Annotated in this window: 15 protein-coding genes and 1 tRNA gene; 12 read left to right on the forward strand and 4 right to left on the reverse strand. The window is 36.5% G+C overall.

The genetic code is table 11. The features are described from left to right. Together plsY and dprA are read left to right on the forward strand one after the other, a co-directional pair. Positions 1-645, forward strand: coding sequence for a glycerol-3-phosphate 1-O-acyltransferase PlsY (gene plsY, locus V3564_RS03250; RefSeq protein ID WP_455481380.1), 645 nt, complete (start codon positions 1-3; stop codon positions 643-645). Beyond that, entirely contained in the window at positions 620-1,834 is a 1,215-nt protein-coding gene (gene dprA, locus V3564_RS03255; protein WP_455481381.1) for a DNA-processing protein DprA, read from the forward strand. Before plsY ends, dprA begins: the two co-directional genes overlap by 26 nt. Here dprA and V3564_RS03260 read toward each other — a convergent pair. Then, complete coding sequence (locus tag V3564_RS03260) at positions 1,764-1,970, reverse strand: hypothetical protein (protein WP_455481382.1); 207 nt, start codon at positions 1,968-1,970, stop codon at positions 1,764-1,766. The genes dprA and V3564_RS03260 overlap by 71 nt on opposite strands. A gap of 262 nt (positions 1,971-2,232) precedes the next feature. On the opposite strand from V3564_RS03260, the gene topA reads away from it, so the two are divergent. The 6 genes from topA to V3564_RS03290 all read left to right on the forward strand — a co-directional run bounded on the left by topA (position 2,233) and on the right by V3564_RS03290 (position 10,860). Further along, positions 2,233-4,794, forward strand: coding sequence for a type I DNA topoisomerase (gene topA, locus V3564_RS03265; RefSeq protein WP_455481383.1), 2,562 nt, complete (start codon positions 2,233-2,235; stop codon positions 4,792-4,794). A gap of 3 nt (positions 4,795-4,797) precedes the next feature. Further along, positions 4,798-7,068 carry a ribonuclease R gene (gene rnr, locus V3564_RS03270; RefSeq protein ID WP_455481384.1) on the forward strand — a complete coding sequence of 757 codons (2,271 nt, stop codon included), beginning with the start codon at positions 4,798-4,800 and terminating at the stop codon, positions 7,066-7,068. Positions 7,069-8,629: 1,561 nt separating this feature from the next. Next, a complete protein-coding gene (gene rpmG / locus V3564_RS03275; RefSeq protein ID WP_455481385.1) occupies positions 8,630-8,797 on the forward strand; it encodes a 50S ribosomal protein L33 in 168 nt (55 codons plus the stop codon). Positions 8,798-9,102: 305 nt separating this feature from the next. After that, complete coding sequence (locus V3564_RS03280) at positions 9,103-9,666, forward strand: thermonuclease family protein (protein ID WP_455481386.1); 564 nt, start codon at positions 9,103-9,105, stop codon at positions 9,664-9,666. A gap of 46 nt (positions 9,667-9,712) precedes the next feature. Next, positions 9,713-10,348, forward strand: coding sequence for a uracil-DNA glycosylase family protein (locus V3564_RS03285; RefSeq protein ID WP_455481387.1), 636 nt, complete (start codon positions 9,713-9,715; stop codon positions 10,346-10,348). Between the two features lie 20 nt (positions 10,349-10,368). Beyond that, positions 10,369-10,860, forward strand: a complete 492-nt coding sequence (locus tag V3564_RS03290; protein ID WP_455481388.1) for an Lrp/AsnC family transcriptional regulator — start codon at positions 10,369-10,371, stop codon at positions 10,858-10,860. Between the two features lie 34 nt (positions 10,861-10,894). On the opposite strand, the gene cobT is transcribed toward V3564_RS03290, so the two are convergent. The 3 genes from cobT to glpD form a co-directional block, all read right to left on the reverse strand. Further along, entirely contained in the window at positions 10,895-11,902 is a 1,008-nt protein-coding gene (cobT, locus tag V3564_RS03295; protein ID WP_455481389.1) for a nicotinate-nucleotide--dimethylbenzimidazole phosphoribosyltransferase, read from the reverse strand. Positions 11,903-12,302: 400 nt separating this feature from the next. After that, positions 12,303-13,283 carry a tRNA dihydrouridine(20/20a) synthase DusA gene (gene dusA / locus V3564_RS03300; protein WP_455481390.1) on the reverse strand — a complete coding sequence of 327 codons (981 nt, stop codon included), beginning with the start codon at positions 13,281-13,283 and terminating at the stop codon, positions 12,303-12,305. 486 nt (positions 13,284-13,769) lie between these two features. Further along, complete coding sequence (gene glpD / locus V3564_RS03305; protein ID WP_455481391.1) at positions 13,770-15,275, reverse strand: glycerol-3-phosphate dehydrogenase; 1,506 nt, start codon at positions 15,273-15,275, stop codon at positions 13,770-13,772. A 364-nt stretch (positions 15,276-15,639) separates the two neighbouring features. Between glpD and V3564_RS03310 the strand changes: the two genes are divergently transcribed. From V3564_RS03310 to V3564_RS03325, 4 genes are all read left to right on the forward strand, one after another. Then, the gene (locus V3564_RS03310) at positions 15,640-16,512 is read left to right on the forward strand and encodes a DsbA family protein (protein WP_455481392.1); all 873 of its coding nucleotides are present in this window, start codon (positions 15,640-15,642) and stop codon (positions 16,510-16,512) included. Between the two features lie 254 nt (positions 16,513-16,766). Then, positions 16,767-17,261 (forward strand): acetyl-CoA carboxylase biotin carboxyl carrier protein, encoded by a 495-nt coding sequence (accB, locus tag V3564_RS03315; RefSeq protein WP_455481393.1) that lies wholly within the window; start codon positions 16,767-16,769, stop codon positions 17,259-17,261. 13 nt (positions 17,262-17,274) lie between these two features. Continuing rightward, positions 17,275-18,633 carry an acetyl-CoA carboxylase biotin carboxylase subunit gene (gene accC / locus V3564_RS03320; RefSeq protein WP_455481394.1) on the forward strand — a complete coding sequence of 453 codons (1,359 nt, stop codon included), beginning with the start codon at positions 17,275-17,277 and terminating at the stop codon, positions 18,631-18,633. Between the two features lie 199 nt (positions 18,634-18,832). Next, positions 18,833-18,908: transfer RNA gene (locus V3564_RS03325), tRNA-Thr, on the forward strand. The last annotated feature ends 103 nt before the right edge of the window (positions 18,909-19,011 follow it).

Raw genomic sequence — 19,011 nt, forward strand, 5'->3', positions numbered from 1 at the left:
ATGAATGAATTAGAAACACTTTTCCAGTTTTATACATGGCTTATCTTCTTGATGTCCTATCTCATAGGATCTATTCCATTTGGACTTATTTTTACACGATTGAGCAAACTTGGCGATGTAAGAACAATTGGTTCCGGAAATATTGGAGCTACAAATGTATTACGAACAGGGAGTAAAAAACTTGCTGCTCTTACTCTTCTGTGCGATATATTGAAGGGAACTGTTGCAATTCTTGTTGTAAAAGTTTTAAGCTATCCGATGGAAAATAATATCGCTATTACTCTAGCTGGTTTCTTCGCTTTTTTAGGACATCTTTTCCCAATATGGCTTAAATTTAAAGGTGGCAAGGGTGTTGCTACCTATCTTGGTGTATGCTTAGGATACTTCTGGCCAGCAGCAATTTTTTTCATTATTGTGTGGGTGACATTTTTTTTAATTACACGCTACTCTTCGTTGTCCGCACTCCTTGCTGTTATTTCTACTCCAATATTTGTTTATTTTTTCTATCCTTACCTTTATGCTTATTATATGCTTTATATGCTGCTCATAATGAGCATTTTTGTGATTATAAAACATTACTCAAATATCGGCAGATTATTGGTTGGGAAAGAAAGCAAAGTTGGCACTCAAAACGGGAATGAATAAAGGAATCCTACTCACTGATCGTCAACGTCTAAACTGGTTACGGTTATTGCGTAGCGAAAATATTGGAGCAGTTAGTTTTCGCAATTTAATTGATCATTATAAAACAGCAGAAAACGCTCTGGCTGCACTTCCCGATCTTAGTAGAAAGGGTAGTCTTTCTGCACCTATCCGGATAGCAACATTAGAAGATGCTGAAAAAGAAATACAAGAAGCCGAAAGATTAGGCGTTCGATTCGTCGGTATAGGAGAACCAGATTATCCAGCCTTTCTTAAGGTCACGGAAGCATCACCGCCACTTATTTCTATAAAAGGAAATTTTTCAGTTTTTCAGAAACCTTCCGTTGGAATTGTGGGTTCTCGAAATGCTTCGGCAGCGGGCAAAAAATTAACCACTCAATTTGCCCATTCTCTTGGATATGCTGGTTTTACAATTATTTCTGGATTAGCTCGTGGAGTTGACAGCATTGCTCATCAAACGAGTCTTCAAACAGGCACAGTCGCAGTTATGGCTGGTGGAATTGATCATATTTATCCTCCTGAAAATAAAAAACTGTACGAGGAGATTATCGCTAACGGTGGAGCAATTATCAGCGAAATGCCAATTGCTTGGAAGCCGCGTGCTATCGACTTTCCGAGAAGAAACCGTATTATTGCGGGTTTATCACTTGCCCTCTTAGTTGTAGAAGCTGCCCTGCGATCAGGATCCTTAATTACCGCACGTCAAGCTACCGAAATGGGACGGTTGATTTTTGCCATTCCCGGCTCTCCACTTGATCCAAGATCTGTTGGTACCAACAATCTCATCAAGGACGGAGCTTTACTAACCACGCATCCTTCTGATATCGTAGAAGCGCTTACACCATTAACTCCAACGCCCACTAACTCCCAACTCAACTTTTTCGAGGAACCTGCCTCTCTACCGCTTGAAAAGAACAGTTTTAATTCACCTGATGAAAAAAATACCACCCCTCCTCCGATTGGAGATGATGCAGAACGCACAGCTGTCCTCTCCGCCCTTTCAACAACTCCAATAGATTTGGATACACTCAGCACCCATTCAGGCGTTTCCCTACCAAACCTCTACTTATTGTTGGTGGAACTCGAACTCGCCGGAAAGCTTATTCGACACCCTGGTGGTTATGTGTCATTGTTGAGTTTGGATCTTCTCCAAGAGCCTCAGCACTATTAATAATGCTTTGTCCTTCTTTGGCAACCATATCCAAAAGCAATGCTAAAAGCGGACTATGCGCCTGACGCGCCATCAGATTCATTTGTTTTGACATATCTGTAATATATTGGATAACTTTTAAATGATTTATAAACATAATCCTCTATCCTTGAGCATTTCTCCTCCTACCTCTCAATAGATGTTATCTTAGTACTTCGCCGTATGTTTTTGTATTAACAGTGGAAAATAAATCGCGTAATTCCATATAGGGTGTATTTTAATAATAACAATCACAAGTTGTATAATATTATTTTTTTTATGTGATTAATGTTTTTTATGTACTCTTAATCAATTGCCATTAGCTATTCCTATGAAAGGAGTTTATAAAAAAGTTTTTATTTCAACATTCGGGTAAAATTATGAATATCGTTATCGTTGAATCTCCGGCAAAAGCAAAAACAATTAATAAATATCTTGGATCTCAGTATAAAGTAGTGGCATCATTTGGACATGTTCGTGATTTGCCTGCAAAAGATGGCTCTGTTCTACCCGATCAAGATTTTTCTATGAAATGGGATGTAGATTCTACTGCCGCTAAACGTTTGAATGAAATAGCAAAAGCAGTCAAAGAAGCCGATAGCCTCATCTTAGCAACAGACCCTGATCGTGAAGGAGAGGCTATTTCCTGGCACATTCTCGATATTCTTCGTCAAAAGAAAGTTTTAAAGGATAAACCTGTTAAACGGGTTGTATTCAATGCCATTACCAAAAAGTCTGTGCTTGATGCCATGAACAATCCACGTGATATTGATACATCACTTGTAGATGCCTACCTTGCACGTCGCGCTCTTGATTATCTTGTCGGTTTTACACTCTCACCTGTTTTGTGGCGTAAACTTCCTGGCGCACGTTCGGCGGGTCGCGTTCAATCAGTTGCTTTGCGTATTATTTGTGATCGTGAATCAGAAATAGAACATTTTATCAAAGAAGATTATTGGTTCATTACAACAGATTTAAAAACCATCAGAAATGACAATTTCCGAGCAAGATTAACAATGTTTAATCAAAAAAAGATTGGAAAGCTTGACATTCAATCACAAGAGCAAGCAAATCAAATTCGCCTTATGCTGGAGGAAGCAAAATATCGTATACTAAGCGTTGAAGCAAAACCAACAAAGAGAAATCCTTTTCCTCCGTTTACAACATCTACTTTACAGCAAGCAGCATCTTCAAAACTAGGTTTTTCTGCCTCTCGCACCATGCAAATTGCTCAAAAACTTTATGAAGGTATTGAAATTAATGGTGAAATGGCAGGACTTATTACCTATATGCGTACCGATGGTGTGCAAATGGCACCAGAAGCCATTGATTCAGCACGAAAAGTAATTCATAAATCATTTGGTAGTGACTATGTTCCTGAAAAGCCACGTTTTTATTCAACAAAAGCAAAAAATGCGCAGGAAGCGCATGAGGCTATTCGTCCAACAGATTTTCAACGTATCCCTAATCAAGTACGTAATTTTCTCGACAGCGATCAAGCAAAACTCTATGAGCTAATATGGAAACGCGCCATTGCTAGCCAAATGCGTTCTGCTGAAATTGAACGTACAATTATTGAAATTGAAGCACAGCAAGGAGCAAACCGTGCAAATTTACGTGCAGCAGGTTCTATTATTCGTTTTGATGGCTTTATTTCTGTCTACACTGATCAACGAGAGGAAGAAAACAGTGAAGAAAATGAAACAACAGGTTTGCCACAAATTAACGCTGGTGAAGCACTTACAAAAGAAAAAATTGAAGCTGTACAACATACCACAGAACCACCTCCCCGTTATTCTGAAGCTTCCTTAATTAAAAAGCTTGAAGAGTTAGGAATCGGTCGACCCTCAACTTATGCATCAACATTAGCTACATTGTGTGATCGTGGATACATTATAGCTGATAAACGAAAGCTTATTCCTGATGTTAAAGGACGTATCGTTACAGCCTTTCTTGAAAATTTTTTTAATCGCTATGTAGAATATGGTTTTACAGCAGACCTTGAGGAGAAACTGGATCTTATATCGGATGGAAAACTTTCTTGGAAAGATGTATTGCGCGATTTTTGGGATGGATTTAATGCGTCTATTGCCAATATCCAAGAACTGCGTATAACAAATATCCTTGATGTTTTAAACGTAACATTAGCACCTCTCGCATTTCCTGTACGTGAGGACGGAAGTGATGTTCGTTCCTGCCCTCTTTGCAGAAATGGCCAATTATCATTAAAATTAGGTCGTTATGGTGCATTTGTTGGCTGTTCCAATTATCCGGAATGCAAATACACACGCCAATTTGGAACGGATACAGAAGAAGAGAATAACGCCATGCATAATGATGAACCTGTTATGCTTGGTATCGACCCTAAAACAGGAAAAGATATCTCTCTTCGCAATGGTCGTTTTGGCCCCTATGTTCAACTTGGTGAAAGCAAAGAAGTCAAGCGTGCAGGATTGCCAAAAGAATGGCAAGCAGAAAATATGTCTCTTGATAAAGCCTTGGCTCTACTATCCCTGCCCCGTGAAATTGGAACACACCCTGAAACAGGCAAAATAATCACAGCCACGATTGGACGTTATGGTCCCTACCTTACACATGATGGCAAATCAGCTCCCCTTCTTCATGCAGATGAAATTTTTGATATTGGCATCAATCGTGCTGTTACACTGCTTGCCGAAAAACAAGACAATCAAGCAAAACGAGGCAGAACAACACCTGCAGTACTCGCAACATTAGGGGAACACCCAGATGGAGGTGCTGTAACTGTACGCAATGGACGTTATGGTCCGTATGTTAATTGTGGTAAAATTAATGCAACATTGCCAAAAGATAAAGATCCAACTAGTATAACGCTTTCAGAAGCATTAGAACTTATATTGGCTAAAGCATCCAGTAAAAAAACAACTTCAAAAAGAGCTTCTTCCTCCAGAAAAGAGACATAGATTTTGGCCAAAAGTGAAAAAAAAACAACATATTTCCAGTCATTTAATATGGAACATCTGCCCAATAAAGAAGAAATTCTCTCCTTTATTAATGAGAATCCTGACCGATCAAGTAAACGTGAAATCGCCAAAGCTTTTAACTTAAAAGGCGATTCTCGTATCTGGTTAAGGGGTATATTGCGTGAATTGAAGGATCAAAACTTAATATCAAAACAACGTAAAAAGGCAATAAACAAAGGAAAATTGCCATCGGTTGCTTTAGTAAAAATTAGTGAACGCGATGAAGATGGCGGTTTTATTGCACACCCCCTTGAGTGGGAAAGTTATCCAAAACCAAATATTGAAATACTCCCTTTTCATCGCATAAAAGGAATAAACATTGGTATTGGAGACCATGTTCTTGCAAAAATTTTTAGAAATAAAAGCGCCTCTTATACAGGGCGAATTATTCGTAAAATTGATGAGCCAAAGAAGAACACGTTTGGCATTGTACGAAAATTAGAAAATGGTCAATGGCGCCTCGATCCTATAGAACGCAAGTCCGACGAAGTGATTATTGATACGTCTTCAAAAATAAAGATAAGATCTGGCGATCTCGTTGAAATCGAAATAAAAAAAAATACTGGTTATGGATTAAAAAGTGCACAAATAAAGAATGTTTTAGGACGCATTGATAGTGAAAAAACACTCTCAATGATTGCTCTTCTTTCAAAAAGAATTCCTTATATTTTTCCTGAAGGTGTTCTTGAGCAAGTAAAAAATGTAAAACCTGCCAGCATAGAAAATCGCGAAGATTGGCGGCAATTACCGCTTGTTACAATTGATCCACCAGATGCAAAAGACCATGATGATGCCGTTTATGCAATAAAAGATAAAGATCCTGCAAATAGTGGAGGTTGGATTGTTATCGTCGCGATTGCAGATGTTTCTTACTATATAAAAACGGGAAGTGCTTTAGATAAAGAAGCATTAAAACGGGGCAATTCTGTTTATTTTCCCGATCATGTTGTGCCAATGCTTCCAGAACGTATTTCTAATAATTTATGTTCTCTGCGTGAAGGAAAAGAAAGGCCAGCTTTGGCAGTTCGTATGGTTTTTGATGCAAACGGTAACAAACGAAGACATAGTTTTCATCGTATTATGGTGCGTGTGGTAGCTAAGCTCTCTTATCAAGAAATACAATTAGCAATTGAGGGAAATATAAATGAAAAAATAGCTCCCTTTTTCGAGAGTGTCTTGCAACCATTATGGGAAGCTTATGAATGCCTCAAAACTGCGCGGAATCGTCGACAACCGCTGGAATTAGAAATAGCAGAAAAAAAGATTATTCTTGACCAAAATGGATGTATTAAAGATGTTTTAATAGAGCCACACCTAGAAGCACATCGTTTGATTGAAGAGTTCATGATACAAGCCAATATTGCAGCTTCTGAAACATTAAAAGAATATCATCAGCCCCTCATCTATCGTATCCATGATAAACCCTCTCTTGCAAAACAAGAAGTACTGAGAAGTTTTCTTAAAAGTTTGGGGATATCACTCTCTCGAGGTGCAGAGCTTACATCAGCACGTCTTAATAGCATTTTAGCAAAGGTCATGAATACCCAACAACAAGAATTGGTCAATCAGGTTATTTTGCGCGCGCAATCTCAAGCAGAATATAATCCTAAAAATATCGGACATTTTGGTTTGAACTTACACAACTATACACATTTTACATCACCGATCCGTCGTTATGCTGATCTTATTATTCATCGGGCACTCATTAAAGCCCTAAAACTCGGGAATGACCAATTAACAGATACACAAGAACAAAATCTTGCAGAAATCGCCACACAAATTTCTTTATATGAGCGCCGTGCAATGATAGCTGAAAGAGAAACCATTGATCGGCTTGTCGCACACTATTTAGCCGACAAAATCGGCCGTACCTTTACAGGTCGTGTTTCTGGAGTCACAAAAGCGGGTCTTTTTATATCACTTGATAAACTCAATGCAGATGGTTTTGTGCATATTTCTACACTTAAAAATGATTATTATTATTTTGATGAAGTACAACATATTCTTGTAGGAAAGCGCAGCCATAAAGGGTATCAACTGAGTGATACGGTAGAGGTGAAACTTATAACAGTACAGCCATTTTCTGGTTCTTTATGCTTTGAACTATTAACAGAGCCTCGTCCAATAACCTTTTCACCTTTATCCTACCATAAAAGCAAATTTATGACAAAAAAACAAAAATATGATTCTTATGGAAGAAAAAATATTAGCTAAAAATTAAAACCATCATCACAATATTTTTTAAAATAAAAATATTGTGAAAGGCAATTAAGCTTCGCGCCATACCATTCAATTAAATATTAATAATAAAATCAAAAGTATCAATAATTTTAAAATAATATCTAAGCCACAATGTAGCTATAATTATATTATTTTATGTATACAATTACCATTCTTTAATATGGAAAAATTTTCCATATTGAATAATTTGGAATCTCTGCAAAGAATAGATTTGTATCTTTTTATTACAAATAAAAATTTCATCAACCAAATGAGTGAAGGCACAATGTAAACCATCCTCATGATAAAAAGTTTTGAATCCTTAAAATAATTAATTTTTTGCGTGCAATGATTACAACCATTAGTATCGTTGGAATAGCATTCGGAATGGGAACATAACTTGTTTCACCTCTAATGACTAAGAAAGCTATTTTAAATAGTGCCATCGGCTATAGCTGAACAGTCGATAGAATCGTTATGACTATTGCAGCCGCTTTTACAACTCAAATCATCTTATAATTAGGTATTTTCCAAACAATAATGGTTACGATATTCATAGAGCATTTGAGCTTTCTAGGATTCTATTTTTTTTCAAACAAATACGGATTTAGTTCATTTTAAGATTTGTATTACATTTTACCATGATAGTAATGTTTATACTGTCGGAGTTTTGAACCAACAGTTGTGTATCACCTAAAAAACGTGCTTTGGTACTTTTAATTTATGCTATTATTAGGGTTAGCATTTGCGGTAGATCATACACTATTCACAAAATTAGGAAAACAAAGGTTTATACCCTTTGCTACTAAACTGTACTTACAGCTATACCAATTCTCGCGGCTTGGAAATTAAGTCCAGACAAAAAAATAACGTACGCTATTTGTTCTCTATCTTTTCTATATTCCAATCTCAATAATGACAGTACTTATTTAGGGTGCTATCCAAATAAAAGCATTAACTCTTATAACCCCCTTCAGTCTATTCATAGGATATAATGAGAATAAAGTTACACACTTTATAACAATACCCGCGCTTGATATTTTTCTCTTAATCCTTATCAGTTTTATAAGTGATTATACAAAAGATCGGTGTTATTCTCTTATGGGTCACGCTATCTTAGGTTTTGTTGGAAGTTTTATGATACCATGGAGAACAAAATACCAATGATTTTTTTATGTTTATCGCTTTCTCCTCGGTGGCGTATCCGCAGGTCTTTATACGATCGGGCTTGCACATCTAGGTGCACATCTCAAAAGGCATGAATTTTTTACTGCTAATTCTACTTTTATCTTATGTTATGGGATTGGTATGCTCACTGGATTAATCATTATTAGACAGACAGTGAATACCACCTTTAAACCATTTGATTTTTCAGAAGCAATAACTTGTTTTTTAACTTATATATTATCTTGGTGTTTGCACAACTCATGAGGGAATTAATCAGCTCTTGACTTTTTTTAGAACATCCGTAGTGTTGCCACAAAATCTGATTACATCAGAAATAAATTTTTATAGCAATATGATATCGTTTTCAGTATAAATAGGATTCTTAATTATGGCTAAGGCAGCAACTGTAAAGATCAAGCTTTTGTCAACTGCAGATACTGGTTTTTTCTATGTAGCAAAGAAAAACAGTCGTACGATGACAGAGAAAATGAGCAAACGTAAATATGATCCAATTGTAAAAAAACACGTTGAATTTAAAGAAACAAAAATTAAATAGCACATTATACCGTTTAAGTGATAAATTCTATAATTGAAGCTGAATGCAGTTTTGTTGTTTTTAAGAGTTATTTTCTGATGGGGATAGTGTACCGATAATTTGTATGCTTTGTACAAACTTGGATGAGATGATTTATTTTTTTCTTGCCTATCTGTATCATGATAGTGCGTTTTGTATGTTTTGATATATAACCAAAATGTATTAAATATAACAAAACTTTCTCATTAGAATGAGACAAGATTTTTTACGGAAATTATAAATGATGCTCGCTAAATAAAACATGTTATAGTAGCAATTTTTTATCCATGAAAAAAAATTTTTCTCATTTTAATATAAGAATCTTTGACCTAAAAATTATTGGTTTTAGCACTCTTGTTGCGACTGCTATTCTCATAACTATAACATCTTATTTCAAGAAGACTCATACACCTCCACAAAGGACAACTTTTGTTTCTAAAGCATCTATCAAAGGGAATGCGCTAGTTATTGATGGCGATACAATCACGATTTCTTCTGTAAAGATTCGGCTTTTAGGGATTGATGCTCCTGAGCTTCAGCAATTTTGTGGCAGAAAGCAAATGCGTTATCCATGCGGACTCGAAGCAAAAAAATATTTAAAACAACTCATAACAAACCATCCTGTTACATGTCACTGGTATAAAAAAGATAAATATCACCGCATCCTTGCGACATGTGGAACAAAACAAGTTAGCAATATCAATGCAACGCTTGTACGTAACGGTTGGGCTGTAAGTTATTATGATTACCCTAAAGAAGAGCAAGAAGCTAGAAAGAAAAAAAAAGGAATATGGCAATCAAGTTTTCAACGACCGAGAAAATGGCGAAGAGCACATTCTCAAACAGAATAAGGAAAATATTTTTTCTTAAACACATTCTTTAATCTCTTATTTTCCAATGAAACAACCACACTGTAGCCAAATTATCAGACTTGAAAAAAAAATTTATTCCTGTCGTGTTTGTATCCAACAACCACGTTATCTTCCTCCACTTCCTCATGAACCCAAACCTGTAGTTTATTTATCCAACACAGCTTTGATTGCAATCGCAGGTCAAGCACCAGGGTTACGTGTACATGAAAGTTCTATTCCTTTTAATGATCGTTCTGGCGAAAGATTGCGTAATTGGCTCAACGTAACAAAAGAGGAATTTTATAATAGATCTCTCTTTGCTATTGTTCCTATGGGATTTTGTTTTCCAGGTTATGATAAAAATAAATCTGATTTACCGCCAAGACGTGAATGCCGTGAAATATGGCATGAAAAAGTATTTCAAGCTATGCCACAAATAAAGCTTGTCCTTGCTATTGGAAGTTATGCGCAAAAGTGGCATATTGCAAAGTTAAAACATAAAACTGTTTCAGCAACCGTCAGTGATTGGAAAAACATTCTTTCCATACGTCAACCTCGAGGCTATAATGTCATGCCTTTACCTCATCCATCATGGCGAAATACTTCATGGTTACAGAAAAAACCATGGTTTGACGATGAGCTTATTGTATACCTACGTAATTTAGTGCGTAAACTTTTATAAATTAAATATTGAGAGAAAATATGGATCGTCTTGATCGAAAAATTTTACATCTTTTGCAAGAAAATGCGACACTCTCTGTCGCTGATATCGCTAAAAAAGTTGGACTTTCAACAACTCCTTGCTGGCGCAGAATTCAAAAACTTGAAGAAGATGGTGTTATTCAGCGTCGTGTTGCAGTCCTTTCTCCAGAAAAAGTAAATGCACACGTTACTGTTTTTGTTTTTATTCGTACACACACACACAACCATGAATGGTTTAAGCGCCTTTCTAAAATTGCACAGGAATTTTGTGAAGTGATTGAATTTTATAGAATGAGCGGAGATATCGACTATTTATTACGTGTTGTCGTTCCTAATATTGAAGCTTATGATCTTTTTTACAAGAAATTAATTGCTAAAATTGATATTCGTGACGTCTCATCCTCTTTCGCAATAGAACAGATTAAATACACAACCGAACTTCCACTCAATTACATAAAATTACACGAAAAAGCGAGTGAACAAAACTCTTAAAAACTTCTTTCAATCTTTAAAAACGATATCATCTTTAAGCAGTCAAATCTTCTTGTTCAAAAGTCGCCATTTGTGTATGGGTTAACACAGCAGCCTTGACAATACCAGCCGCCATGGCTGCGCCTGTCCCTTCACCAAGACGCATTTCCAAATCTAAAAGCGGTTCTTTGCTAATTTTTTTTAAAAGTTTACGATGTGCTGGTTCAGAGGAAACATGCCCAACAAGAGTATGATCAAGAGCTCTTGGATGTATTTTATAAAGTACCGCTGCTGCTGCTGTTGCTACAAAACCATCTAAAATAACCGGCACTTTTTCCATTCTTGCCGCTAAAATGGCGCCAACCATAGCGGCAATTTCACGTCCCCCTAAGCGACGCATTATTTCAAAAGGATCCTTAAGATGATTCTTATGTAAAGAAACCGCTATCTTGACTGCTGATATTTTACGCTGATGAAATTCCCCTTCAGATTCCATGCCTTTTCCTGTCCATTCCTCAACTTTTCCACCAAACAATGCTAAACATAAAGCTGAAGCTACTGTTGTGTTTCCAATACCCATTTCACCTATACACAAGAGATCTGTTCCACCAGCAATGGATTCCATTCCAAATGCCATTGTAGCAGCCGCACTACGCTCGTCCATTGCCGCATCTTTGGTAATATTCATTGTTGGATATTCCAGTGCTAGATCAAATATCTTCAATCCAAGATCATAAGCTATACAAATTTGATTAATAGCAGCACCACCAGTTGCAAAATTCTGTACCATCTTTTGTGTCATAGATTGCGGAAATGGTGTAACATTCTCTTCTGTAACGCCATGATTTCCAGAAAAAATAGCTACCAAGGGTCGCTTTACGATAGGCTTTTCTGTTCCTCTCCATCCCGCATACCAAACTGCAATATCTCCCAACTTTCCTAAAGCTCCTTTAGCTTTTGTTAATTTTGTTTGCCGTTTTTTTGCCAAAGTTATAGAAAACTCATCAGCAGCAGGTAAATTTGTGAGTAAAGCACGAAAATCATCAAATGGACTAACGGTCATGAAAATACCTTCTCAAGTCTACAATGTTTAACTAGAATCTCATCATATATACAGGATATGAATAATTTGTTGGTTTTTTAAAAGCAGCATTTTAAAAGCATAAAATATTAATTAACAAACTTATTTTGTACTATATTTTTTCACCAAATGATTTTTTTCCTAAGTTACAATTTAGGAGTATTATAAATCTCTTATCCTATATTTTTAAATTATGATCTTAACCTATTTCCATATTGAGCGGCATTGATCAGTACACTATTTAACATATGGGAGTGATATTCTCTCCATGATAAAGATGATAGCTTTCTGAAATTTACAAACCTGGATTATTCAAAATTTTCGTAAAAAATAAAACTTTAAAGAATCTAAGCTTTAACATATGTTAAACTGTAAACTGCTATTAAATGAGGACAGAAAAAGCTTCTTTCAAAACATGCACACCTGCATCTGTTTTTGTTGCATCATTTGATAATATTTGTCGCCATCGACGTGCACCATCCCGACCATGAAATAAACCAATCATATGACGTGTCACATGTGAAAGCCGCCCTCCTAACGCGATGTGTCGAGCAGCATAATCACACATGACCTCAATAAGATCACTATCACTAAGATCATTTTTGGGTTCACCGTATATTTCAAAATCAATATGCTTTAACAAAGCTGGATCATGATAAACTTGTCGACCAACCATGCTAGCATCACACAAAGTCAAATGTTCTTTGATCTCATAAATCGATTTAATTCCACCATTTATTCCAATGAATTTATGAGGATATTTACGTTTTAATTTATAAACCCTTTTATAATTAAGTGGAGGAATATTGCGATTTTCTTTCGGACTTAATCCTTGTAACCACGCTTTACGTGCATGTACCCAGAGTGCATCACACCCAGCATTCCAAACTTTATCAGCTAAAAGATCTAAAGCTAATTCTTCATCCTGCTCGTCCACACCAACACGACATTTTACAGTTACAGGTATGGTAACCACTTGCTTCATCGCTTCTACAGCACTTGCTACAATGTCAGGATGCAGCATCAAACAAGCACCAAACACGCCTGCTTGAACACGATTTGATGGGCAACCAACATTGAGATTTATTTCGTCATAACCAAATTCTTCAGCAATTTTTGCAGCCTCTGCCAATTTTTTGGGATCTGCTCCCCCTAATTGCAATGCAATTGGATGTTCTTTATGCTTCAAAGCCAACAGTTCTTCACGAACACCATGGATTACAGCATCAGCTACAATCATTTCAGTATAAAGGAGCGCCTTTTTCGTTAAAAGGCGATAAAAAAATCTGCAATGTTTATCTGTCCAGCCCAACATTGGCGCTACTGCAAATTTTACTGACGATGGAGGAGCATAAAATATCATAAAAAAATTACTCTTTCATCTCCATTAAGTGCTTTCCATTCACACACACAGCTCTCCACTTTTCTACTTTACAGAAAGTTTGGTTCTCTTTAAGTATCGCCTAAAAATATAAACACCCACTTTTATCCAATTGCCTTTCTCAATTGACCTAAACTTAAACTTTTGTGAAATCCAAAAGAAAGAGCACAATATACTGTTCTTAACGGGACGATTTTTAGATATATGATTACGCAAGTAGTATTATACGACATGAAATTGTAAATAAAAATTCATTTGAATGGTTTTTCCCGCCACTCATACTATCCTTTAAGATTATACCTGCATTATCCAAAACAGTATCTAAGATATTCTGAGTCTGATAAACAATAAACAGAAACATTATACGAATCGTATCATTATAGCTTGCTTTCCTTCAATGTTTTTCAATTTAGTGCGTGAATAAGTGTTACTATAATGTGCTGCTGTAAAGATGGATTATCATAAATCTTATTTGATCTCTTTTTGAGTTTGCATATAGGCAGAAAGAACATCAATCTCTTTCTCATTAAAAAAAAGCCCAAGTTTTGAACGGCGCCATAACACATCTTCACATGTTTTAGCCCATTCCTTTTCCATTAACCACTTGACTTCTACTTCATAAAGTCCATGTCCAAAATCTTTTCCTTTATCTGCTTTAGCATTTGCAAATATCACTAGCGCCTCCGAACCATAAGAACGTGCAAGTCTGCGGTATGTAAAAGCATCTAAATCTGGAACCAAAAGAGCGATCTCATTTTCAATGGTATCTAGCCTATTATACGGAAAATCTCCCCCAGGAAGCGTTGAGTTTTTTGTCCACGGAGCTCCCTTTGTCCCAAGCGCTTTTTCAACAAATTTCATCGCATCTTCAGCTAGCTTGCGATAAGTTGTAATCTTACCGCCATAAAGATTCAGAATCCGTGGCTCACTTTCTGTACCCATTTCTTTTAGAACGTAATCACGTGTGATTTCTTGTGCTTTTGAAGCTCCATCATCATAGAGCGGACGAATACCAGAGTATGTCCAGACAATATTCTCACGCAATACGGGTTGTATGAAATATTTACTCGCTGCTGTACAGATATATTCAATCTCTGCATCCGTAATATGAACATCAGCAAGACTACCCTGATAGTCACAATCTGTTGTTCCAAGCAATGTAAACTCTTCTTGATACGGAATAGAAAATATAATACGCCCATCACCATTTTGAAAAATATAAGCACGATCATGGGCATAAAGCTTGGGAACCAGAATATGAGAACCTTTGACAAGTCGTACAGGTGGATGCTCTTTACAGTCTAATACATTTTTCAAAATATGATTAATCCATGGGCCTGTCATATTCGCAACATAAGAGGCCGTGACGCAGTATTCTTTGCTACTTAATTTATTGTGAAGAGTTATAAGCCATCTATTTTTTTCTCTCTTTAAAGAAAGAACTTCTGTCCGTACTTTTATATCAGCGCCCTGCTTTTCTGCATCACGAGCATTAGCAATTACCAAACGTGCATCATCTACTCTTGCATCAGAATATTCAAAACCTCTCTGATACTCTTTCTTAAGTGTAAAGCAAAAGTTTTTTGAAAAATTAACCGTTTTAGTGCGCCACAGTTTTTGATTCCAGTTACCTAGATAATCATAAATGAAAAGTCCAAAACGCAACATCCAAGCAGGACGCAACTCTTTATGATGAGGGAGAAGAAAACGCAAAGGACGCACAATATGTGGAGCCATACGCCAAATAATCTCGCGCTCTTTTAACGCTTCACGAACCAGTCTGAACTCATATTGTTCAAGATAACGAAGACCACCATGAATAAGCTTCGTCGATGCACTTGACGTCCCTGATGCAAGATCATTCATCTCCGCCAATCCCACTTTAAAGCCGCGCCCAGCTGCGTCTCTCGCCAATCCCGATCCATTTATTCCCCCACCAATAATAAACAGGTCATAATGCATAGTGGTTTTCATAATTTTTCTTTTCGTATTAGATTTCATTTATTTCATTGTGCTCAATAAAGAAACAGTAAAAAGTCAATACAAACGCTCTTACTTGGATTATCAATGTGCTTTTTTCCACAACAAATATGCATAAAAAGATCTTTGATATCATCATAAATAAAAACAGTATTTGATAAAAAAGAGAGGAAATTTTAGCCGTTAAAGAACATAATTATCGCAAAATATGTTTCATATTAAACTTTCTTAGAAAAAAATTGATCTTTTCTCTTCAACCTATTAGATTTATACTGTCAGTTAAGTTTTTTATTGCACATAGGCAATAAGTTTTCGTAGAGTTTACCCAACATTACACTAGAAACATAAAGCCATATAAATGACCCATAAGCCTCAACATTCAAAAGCAACGCTTATTGCAAAATTTTTAGCAACAATCATGTTGAGCATTTTAATCTGCCCATCTTTTGTATCAAACGCAACATCAAGCAGAAAAACAGAAAATTATTTGAATGCAGAAAACCTTAAGATACAACTTCTAGAAGATCATACTTTTTTATCTAAGCTCAAAGAAAAGATTACACCACGTATTAACGATCACGATATTCAAAGAATTATAAGAGATTACTTACTCACTAATCCAGAAATTATGATTAAAATGCAACTTATCCTTCAAGAAAAGATGGAAAAGCAAAGAGAGCAAAAAACCCAAGAACAAGCTTCAATCATCAATTTGTTAAAAAAGGAAATTTTTCAGTCTCCTTATGATGCTGTTTTAGGAAATCCAAATGGTAAAAAAGTTCTTGTTGATTTTTTTGATTACAATTGCAAGTATTGTAAGATGTCTTATTCATATATAGAAAACTTAATAAAAGAATACCCAGATCTACGAGTTATTATTAAAGATTTACCAATTTTGGGACCTGATTCTATGGGAGCGCATACCGTTGCCTATGCTTTTCGGCAACAATTTCCAGAGAAATATCCTCAGTTTCATAAAGCGCTTTTAAATAATAAAAGTCGCGCAACTGAGGCTAAGGCTATAAAAATCGCAGTTTCATTAGGAGCAGATGAAGAAAGACTGCGCAATGCAATAAAAGATCCTAATCTCCAAAATTTCTTTAAAGCAAATATTCAAATTGCTTCCGCAATCAATATTACGGGTACACCATCTTATATCATTGGTGATAAAGTGCTCATCGGAGCCTCAACACAAGATATTTTAAAAGAATCCATAGAAAATTTACAGTAAGCGTTCTTCTTTAACTCATCAGATTTATTAAGAGTATACCGTAAATTAGGTGATTTCGTGCTTCCTCTTTTTTGACAACAGGCTTATAGATACAATCTCGCGTAGCAGATACTGATTTTAAATTGCAAAATATAGTTCTAAAAAAGTAAATAAGTTTTAATAGAATCTTCAAAAAGGTTATCCGTAATCTAAAAATATTCAGTCATAAAAATTAAATAATGACACTCTTCATTGATCAAGGAGTTAGAAATAAAATGGCAACGAAAAAAACGGACGCTGCAAAACATACCGCAATTAATACGAAAATTATCCGCGACCTTGCTGAAATCTTGAATGATACAAATCTAACCAATATTGAACTTGAACAGGGTGGACTTCGTATTTGTGTATCACGTCAAAATGCCTCCGCCATTCCCGAGCAAACAATTTATGCTCCCGTTTCCACACCTACTGTTGCCGTAGCTTCTTCTCTTTCAGCATCAACGACTGAAACTCCTACACAAGAAGACAAATCAAAGAATGCAGTAACATCTCCAATGGTTGGTACAGCATATCTTGCACCTTCACCAGGTGCACAATCTTTTGTAGAGGTAGGGCAAAATGTTTCTGAAGGACAAACATTACTTATTATTGAAGCGATGAAAACGATGAATCAAATTCCATCACCGCGCTCAGGCACAGTGACCACTATTTTCGTCAAAGATGGCCAACCCGTTGAGTTTGGTGAACCACTTGTTGTTGTTGAATAAAGCGAGGGCAACTATGATTCGAAAAATCCTCATTGCCAATCGGGGAGAAATTGCTCTTCGCGTTCTGCGAGCCTGCAAAGAACTTGGAATAAAAACCGTAGCCATTCACTCTACTGCTGACGCTGATGCAATGCATGTTCGTCTTGCTGACGAAAGTGTTTGTATTGGCCCTCCCCCAGTACGCGATTCTTATTTGAGTGTTCATCAAATTATTGCCGCGTGCGAGATTACAGGCGCTGATGCTGTTCATCCGGGCTATGGCTTCCTTTCTGAGAATGCAAAATTTGCAAATGTTCTAGAAGCCCATAATATCACATTCATCGGTCCAACGGCTGAACATATTCAAATCATGGGCAACAAAATCGAAGCAAAGAAAACCGCTCAAAAACTTGGAGTTCCTGTAGTCCCTGGTTCAGACGGAGCTGTCACTGAAGAAGCAGATGCTTTACGCGCTGCTCGTAAAATTGGTTATCCAGTTATTATTAAAGCTTCTGCCGGTGGTGGTGGACGCGGTATGAAAGTCGTCCATTCTGAACAAGACTTTGCTATAGCTCTCAAAACAACCCGTTCAGAAGCGGAAGCGGCTTTTGGTGATGGCGCAGTATATATCGAAAAATATCTAGAAAACCCCCGTCATATTGAAATTCAAGTTATAGGTGATGGAACAGGGAATGCTATTCATTTAGGAGAACGCGATTGTTCACTGCAACGACGTCATCAAAAAATATGGGAAGAAGCTACGTCACCTGCACTTAATGAAGCTGAACGAAAAAAAATTGGTGGTATTGTCGCAAATGCCTGCGCACAACTTGGATATCGTGGAGCGGGTACCATTGAGTTTCTTTATGAAAATGGCGAGTTCTACTTTATTGAGATGAATACACGCTTACAAGTCGAGCATCCTGTAACTGAAGCGATTACAGGTATAGATTTAGTTCATGAACAAATTCATATTGCATCGGGCTGTAAACTTTCAGTTACACAAGACGATGTCTGCTTCTCTGGCCATGCTATTGAATGCCGTATTAATGCGGAAGATCCTGTTAACTTCACTCCATCACCAGGAATCATTACACATTTTCATACACCTGGAGGATTAGGAATTCGCGTCGATTCAGGTGCTTATTCAGGTTACCGTATTCCTCCTTATTATGATAGTATGATTGGAAAGCTGATTGTTCATGGACGTACTCGCTTAGAATGCATGATGCGTTTACGGCGTGCTTTAGATGAATTTGTGGTGGATGGGATAAAAACCACATTGCCTCTCTTTCGTGATCTCATTAATAATCAAGATATAGCAGAGGGTAATTATAATATTCACTGGCTGGAAAAATATCTTTCTAATCAATCACCTTCTCCAGATTCGTAATTCCTATAACGAAATGGCGATCTTCTATCAATACTTCTGTCAGTATTGGAAATAATATCCAACATTGCCTGTAAACTATGTAAAAACTAAAGGAGCTGATTATTTTATAATTTATAACATAATTTTTTAGAAATATGCACAAAAACTGATATTTTCTATTTTTCTTTTTGTGAGTTTGTGCTACCTTTTGCGCCGTTGTGCCCTTATAGCTCAGTTGGTAGAGCATCTGATTTGTAATCAGGGGGTCGGGAGTTCGAGTCTCTCTGGGGGCACCACATACTTTTATTACACACGGGATTTTTATTTTAAAACTCTTTTTCAAGGTGTAGAGCGTCTGAATAAAAGCTAGGGAATAGCTTCTTCCAATTTGATTCTATA

It is taken from the genome of Bartonella sp. B12(2025), assembly GCF_053795135.1.